General features: G+C 56.1%; 7 protein-coding genes and 1 pseudogene. 7 read left to right on the forward strand and 1 reads right to left on the reverse strand.

Annotated elements, in window-relative coordinates; genetic code table 11:
- The 6 genes and pseudogenes from JWR14_RS04135 to JWR14_RS04160 all read left to right on the forward strand — a co-directional run.
- Positions 1 to 189 (forward strand): annotated as a pseudogene (locus tag JWR14_RS04135) (amino acid ABC transporter permease); the annotation flags it as partial.
- The gene (locus JWR14_RS04140) at positions 186 to 974 is read left to right on the forward strand and encodes an amino acid ABC transporter ATP-binding protein (protein WP_299701781.1); all 789 of its coding nucleotides are present in this window, start codon (positions 186 to 188) and stop codon (positions 972 to 974) included. The pseudogene JWR14_RS04135 and the gene JWR14_RS04140, both read left to right, overlap by 4 nt.
- Positions 975 to 1,156: 182 nt before the next feature.
- Positions 1,157 to 1,864, forward strand: coding sequence for a transporter substrate-binding domain-containing protein (locus tag JWR14_RS04145; protein ID WP_299701783.1), 708 nt, complete (start codon positions 1,157 to 1,159; stop codon positions 1,862 to 1,864).
- Between the two features lie 86 nt (positions 1,865 to 1,950).
- Entirely contained in the window at positions 1,951 to 2,778 is an 828-nt protein-coding gene (locus JWR14_RS04150; protein WP_299701786.1) for a transporter substrate-binding domain-containing protein, read from the forward strand.
- An 11-nt stretch (positions 2,779 to 2,789) separates the two neighbouring features.
- Positions 2,790 to 3,815, forward strand: coding sequence for a succinylglutamate desuccinylase/aspartoacylase family protein (locus JWR14_RS04155; RefSeq protein ID WP_299701789.1), 1,026 nt, complete (start codon positions 2,790 to 2,792; stop codon positions 3,813 to 3,815).
- Between the two features lie 151 nt (positions 3,816 to 3,966).
- Complete coding sequence (locus JWR14_RS04160; RefSeq protein WP_299701792.1) at positions 3,967 to 4,392, forward strand: GFA family protein; 426 nt, start codon at positions 3,967 to 3,969, stop codon at positions 4,390 to 4,392.
- A gap of 211 nt (positions 4,393 to 4,603) precedes the next feature.
- Here JWR14_RS04160 and JWR14_RS04165 read toward each other — a convergent pair whose 3' ends face one another.
- Positions 4,604 to 5,272, reverse strand: coding sequence for a glutathione S-transferase (locus tag JWR14_RS04165; protein WP_299701795.1), 669 nt, complete (start codon positions 5,270 to 5,272; stop codon positions 4,604 to 4,606).
- 169 nt (positions 5,273 to 5,441) lie between these two features.
- Between JWR14_RS04165 and JWR14_RS04170 the strand changes: the two genes are divergently transcribed.
- Positions 5,442 to 6,008: a TetR/AcrR family transcriptional regulator gene (locus tag JWR14_RS04170; protein ID WP_299701798.1), complete on the forward strand. Its 567-nt coding sequence runs from the start codon at positions 5,442 to 5,444 to the stop codon at positions 6,006 to 6,008.
- Positions 6,009 to 6,204: the final 196 nt, after the last annotated feature.

The raw sequence follows: 6,204 nt of genomic DNA on the forward strand, positions 1-6,204 counted from the left end.
AAGGACACCTCACTCGCGTCGGCGGTCACGGTGGTCGAACTGACGCGTGTTGCCAATCAAGTAGGCGCTGCAACTTTTCGATACATGGACATGTTCCTGATTGTCGGGGCGCTCTACTGGGTGATTAGCCAGGTGCTGACTATTGCGCAAACCGTCCTTGAAGGCCGACTGCTCAGGAGGTACGGGTGAAAGCTGACAATGTGGTGCTCAGGGCCCGAAGCCTGCACAAGAAATTCGGTGAAAACGCCGTGCTGCGTGGCGTCGACCTGACGGTTAACGCGGGTGAAGTGGTCGTCATCATGGGATCCTCGGGATCGGGTAAGACCACGTTGATCCGGTCACTCAATTTCCTCGAAATGCCCGATAGCGGGACGGTCGAAGTGTGCGGGATAGAAGTAGTGTGCGATCCGGCGGCGAACGGGAAGCTTGAGCGTTGCTCTCGCGCCATGCGTGCTCAGATGACCCTGATTCGTCGAAACACAGCCATGGTGTTCCAGTCGTTCAATCTTTTCCCGCATATGAGCGCACTCGAAAATGTTATTGAAGGCCTGGTGAGTGTGAAAAGTGTTCCTAAAGCCGAGGCCAGGGAGCGCGGTCGGACACTGCTTGGCCGGGTAGGCCTTGCTGAAAAGGCTGGGGCTTACCCGCGCGAACTGTCGGGCGGACAAAAACAGCGCGTTGCCATTGCACGGGGTCTTGCTATGGACCCCAAGGTCATCTTCTTTGATGAGCCGACGTCGGCGCTCGATCCAGAGCTGCGTGACGAGGTTCTCGGCGTCATGCGTGAGTTGGCAAGCGAGGGCATGACGATGCTGGTCGTCACCCATGAGATTCGTTTCGCCCGGGAAGTTGCCGATCGTATTCTTTTCGTCGAAGGGGGCGAGATATTGCACGATGTCCCGGCGAGTGAGTTTTTCTCCGATGCAAATAGCAGCGTGCGTGCGCAGCGGTTTCTCGGGAAACTGGCTGTCTAGCAAGACACCGTTGAGCATACTCGGGACCACGGAAACCTGGCTTATCAAGGGATAAAAAAATGACAAATACTAAATGTTCCTCTGCAATACTAACGTTATGCATTGCATCAATACCAGGGTTGTGCTCCGCGCAGAGCGCGCATGCTGAGACGGATTCCCTTGCGGCGATCCGTACAAGCGGTGTGATCAGGATTGCAAACACGCAGACAAGTCCTCCCTGGAGTCTCATCGACAACAATAACCAGCCGACCGGTTATGACGTCGACGTCGCTCGCGAAGTAGTCAGGCGCATGGGCGTTCAGAAGGTCATCTTTATAGGAGACACATGGAGCAATTTTGTTGAAGGCTTGAAAACGGGCAAGTACGAACTCGTGATGAATGACCTGACGCCTACGCCTGAGCGGATGAAGCAGGTTGATTTCTCGGATGCCTATGGCGTGGAAGATTTTCGGATCTGGGTGCGCGAGGGAGATAGCTCCATACACGGAGAAAAGGATCTCAATGGCAAACGTGTGGGCGTTGTTGCGGGGACGTCCAACGAATCCTGGTCACGCGCGCATCTCGCCGGAGCGACGTTCGTTGACTACGACAACGGCGGACTATTGTTCAGCGACCTCGCGAACGGGCGCATTGATGCCACGGTCACGTCGCATTTCGGCGGTCTGGCTACCAAGCAGGCCAACCATCTTCCGGTGAAGGAAGTCGGCGAACCGCTGACGTTTCAACTGTCTGCCGCCGCGATGAAGAAAGGCGATCAGCCGTTGCGCGATGCCATCAATAAGGCACTCGCAAGCATGGTTACGGACGGGACCATTGAGCGCCTTGGCAAGAAATGGGTTGGAAGCAACTATGACATGGTCGGTTATATAAAACGCGCGTCCCAGAACTAGCGTCATTTATTACGCGTTTGCGACATGCTCAATCAGATGATGCTTCGTTTGAGACCGCTAAACCTTACTCTTTAGGGAACATCGAAATGAACCGGTACCGTGTCCGATCGTCATTGCGGCTCATGCTGTCTTGCATGACGCTGCTGGTGGCGTCCGCAAGTCATGCGCAAGCCGATACGTCGCTGTCCGCGCTTCGGCAGGCAGGCGTGATCACTATTGCCAATACGCAGGAGAGTCCTCCGTGGAGTTCGATTGACCAGCACAACGAGCCTGCTGGCTACGATGTCGATGTCGCCCACGAGGTGGCAAAGCGGATTGGCGTCGCGAAGGTGACGTTTGTTGCCGATACATTTTCGAACTTCGTCGATGGCCTGAGGACGGGGAAATACGACATTGTCGTGAACAGCATGGCCGCGACCACGGAGCGTAAAAAGATTGTCGATTTTTCCGACGCCTATGCACCCCAGGAGTTTCGCATCTGGGTCAATGCTCGTTCGGGTGACATCAAAGGTGTGACGGACCTGGCTGGAAAGAACATCGGGGTCGGGGCGGGAACGTCGAACGAGGTCTGGGCGCGCGCGCATTTGCCGAATTCGACAATCCATAGCTACGACAACAGTGGATTCCTGTATGGCGATCTAGCCGCGGGACGGGTAGATGCGTTGATCGAATCCCATTTCGCGGGGCAAAAGGAGCGCGACATCAACCATCTGCCGATCAAGGAGGTGGGGCCGCCATTAACCATCTCGTTAGGTTGCGTCGCCATTCCCAAGAACAAACCCGCCTTGGTTGGAGCGATCAACAAAGCGATCGCCGACATGGTCGCAGACGGTACGCTCGAAAAACTTGGGCACAAGTGGCTCGGCGCCGACTACGACGTCGTCGGAGATATCCAGATAGTCACCGGTAAATAACAGGAAAAAACATGACAGATACTTCCAAACCGAACAATCCTATTCGCAGTGAGATCGATCTCGACGCCGACGGAAAATATGTTGGATACCTGCGCTTGCCGCATTCAGTTCATCGGTCGGCCTATGGATGGATTCCAATTCCGATTGCGTCCATCCGAAATGGCGAAGGTCCTACGGTACTGCTGTGCGCCGGCAATCACGGGGACGAGTACGAAGGCCAAATCATTGTCTCGCGATTGATCCGCGAAATTGAGCCGGAGATGATCCGCGGGCAGCTCATTCTTTTGCCGATGGCCAACTTCCCGGCCGCGGAAGCGGGTACGCGCACTTCCCCCGTTGACGGTGGCAATCTGAACCGCCTGTTTCCAGGAGACCCGACGGGGTCCCCTACGGAGGTTATTGCGGACTACATTGAAAATACGCTGCTCGCTCGCTCTCAGTACCTTGTTGACCTGCATTCGGGAGGCAGCTCCTTGATGTACGACGGTGGCAACATGCTTGCCCTGGAACCACGTGATGCCGCGGAGGAGACAAGAGTCAGGGCACTCCTGGCTGCATTCGGGCTGCCCCGGGCTTTTGTGCATGCGCCCAATTCAGTCAACATTTCAGCAGCGGCCCGACGTCAGGGCGCGATTTCGATTCTGACTGAACTCGGCGGGGGTGGCGCCTCCGATGCCAAACTCATTCGCGAGGGTTATCAAGGCCTGTTGCACTTCCTTCATTTTGTCGAGGTATTGGACGGGCCGCTTGTCCCTGATTCGGCGCCGGCAACGACCCGGTATTTGCGAGTGGAGGGGCCGCATCACTACGTCTATAGTCACGAGAACGGCGTGTACGAACCGTTGATCGAATTGGGCGAGCGCGTGACGAAAGGTCAGCCGGCCGCCCTCATTCATTTCCCGGATGCGCCGCTACGTGAACCGGTAACGGTCCACTTTGATGGTCAAGGCGAGGTGGTGTGCAAGCGGATGCAAGCGGCTGTGCGGCGTGGTGACTGCCTATTTCAACTCGCCGACGCAGATACACGCCGGCCATGACAAGAGGCGTACGCTCCAGCATGCCGGATGGCGAGTTCTCGATAAGATCGAAAAAAAGGCACTAAAATGGCTGCAGGCGCTAACATTCTCTGATGTGACGGAAAGTTAGCTGGACCCAACTAATCAGAATTTGATTATCCAGTTCGTGAGCATGACTTCTTTTATAGAGGGAAACGTGAATTCGTTGCTTGCAGGCAGATGCCTTTGCGGCGCAGTCCAATACGCAGTGAAGGACGAGTTCGTTTATGCATTGAACTGCCACTGTTCAAACTGCCGGCGCGCGACGGGTTCAGCGTTCAAGCCATTCGCAGGGATCGAACGTAACAAGTTGGGCATCACTCAAGGGCAAGACGACCTGTTGATTTTCGGCGACGAGAACGCGGCTCACGATGTTCATTGCAAGATCTGCGGAAGTCTTTTGTTTTCGGTGGTTCGCGAAGGCGAGTTCGCTCACGTCACCTTAGGAACGCTTAGCGACACTCCGACTATTCGCCCAACCGCCCATATTTTTGTCGGGTCCAAAGCGCCGTGGTATTCCATCACCGACGAATTGCCGCAGCACGACGAATTTGGCTAGCACGGCCGAATCAGCTTGGTCAGCCCGAAAAATTGAACCGCCCCCCAGTAGCGCGAATGTCGGCGGCGCTTGCTTCGGCACGATGGTTCTGAGGCGACGTAGCCGATTGCGACGTCGGTGTCTTCGCGAGCTAGCGCTGGGGCGGTCGCTGCGCCCAGTCCGCGTGGGTGGCGAATAACAATGCCCCGGGCACTGAGGGCATCGCACCATGTCAGGCCGGCAGCTCCATCACTTGTCCACTTCGGTTCTTCACGCTCGGCCGCTCCGACATCTTTGCCTGCCACGCAGACAAGGCCGAACAATCGTCCGGAATCGCAATGCCTGCGGCGCCGGCGTGCATGAGCGCGGCATAGACCGTGATATCGGCCATCGAGAAATTATCGCCGGCCACGTAAGGGTGGGTCTTAAGCGCGCTGTCGAAATACTTCATGCCGCGCACGAACTTCTCGTGGTGCCGTTCACCCCATTCCTTCCGGTGCGCCCATTCAGGACTCTTGTAGGCTTCCACGCGCGCACCCAGTCCTGGGGTTGCATGGTGGAAGTAAATACCGACAGCATCGATAAGTTGATCGTCAGCCCGCTTCTGCATCATATGAATGACTGCTTTCTCCCTCGGCGTCTTGCCCGTGAGCGTGGGGTTTCCATCCAGGTTGTCGAGGTATTCGGTAATCGCGACGCCTTCCGAGATGAACGTGCCGTCGTCGAGTTCAAGCACGGGAACAGTGCCAGCCGGATTCATGGCGAGAAAAGCGTCCTGCTTGTGCTCAGCCGCAAACAGATCCACCTTCACAAATTCAATCTGGGAATCCAGTCCTTTTTCGGCAAGGACGATGCGAATGCGGGCGGGATTCGGGAAGCCAGGGGTGTCGTAAATCTTCATGATCGATTCCTTTAGGTTATCTATCGATAGGTTAGGCGTGGAACGAAGCATGAGGCGGGGAAATCGCGATGTCAAGAGCTATCTATCGATAACTAAGCAGCACGATTGTGCTTATCTACCGATAGAGATACACTACGAATAACGACTTACCTGTCAACAAGGGCTCCTGATGACCGTCACAGACACCAAAGAACGAATCATGAGCGTGGCGCGGCTCATGGTGCAAGCGCACGGCTACAACGCACTAAGCTTTCGTGAAATCGGAAAAGAAGTGGGCGTATCGAGCGCGAGCATCCATCACCACTTTCCAACTAAAGGCGATCTTGGCGCCGCTCTGGCGCAACGCTACACGGACGACGGCAGCGCGGCGCTCGAAAAACTGCTCGCCACCTCCAAAGATGCTCACAAGTGCATGATCGGTTACACGGGCATCTTCCGTGCGGCGTTGCTCAATGACAATCGGATGTGCCTTGTCGGGCTCATGTCCGCCGAATACGACGACTTGCCCGTGGAAGTGAGAGCAGAGTTGGATCGGTTCACCAACGTCAACGTCAAGTGGTTGACTGAAGTCCTCTCGCTTCGAAAAGCGAAGACGGGAAAGGATGCAATTCAGCACCAGGCACTGGCAATCTTTGCCGCGATCGAAGGTGCTCAGCTCGTGGCAAGAGGGCGGGGCGAGATCACCATGTTTGATCGTGCGGTTACGGCGTATCGGGCGGCCGGGCTGTTCCCTTGATCCGGGCTCATTTCCGCGCACTCAGTTCCTTGAGCTGGAGTCGTAGCGTATAGATGGATTCAGACTTTGATGCAGTCTATTCGCGGGCGTCAGAGGGCCGCAGTGGGAAAACAAACATGGCGGCGACGAGGCCGATTGACCCGCCGAGAAGCGTCTCCCAGGCGCGTGCCGCAAGCAGGGGGATCGAATGCACACC

Source organism: Caballeronia sp., from assembly GCF_028292365.1.
Taxonomy (GTDB): Bacteria; Pseudomonadota; Gammaproteobacteria; order Burkholderiales; family Burkholderiaceae; genus Caballeronia.

What these genes read in the sequence shown, in the direction of transcription:
- JWR14_RS04165 (WP_299701795.1), bottom strand. Translation starts at nt 5,272, where the DNA reads ATGAAGATTTACGACACCCCTGGCTTCCCGAATCCCGCCCGCATTCGC.
- JWR14_RS04170 (WP_299701798.1), top strand. Translation starts at nt 5,442, where the DNA reads ATGACCGTCACAGACACCAAAGAACGAATCATGAGCGTGGCGCGGCTC.
- JWR14_RS04155 (WP_299701789.1), top strand. Translation starts at nt 2,790, where the DNA reads ATGACAGATACTTCCAAACCGAACAATCCTATTCGCAGTGAGATCGAT.
- JWR14_RS04160 (WP_299701792.1), top strand. Translation starts at nt 3,967, where the DNA reads ATGACTTCTTTTATAGAGGGAAACGTGAATTCGTTGCTTGCAGGCAGA.
- JWR14_RS04150 (WP_299701786.1), top strand. Translation starts at nt 1,951, where the DNA reads ATGAACCGGTACCGTGTCCGATCGTCATTGCGGCTCATGCTGTCTTGC.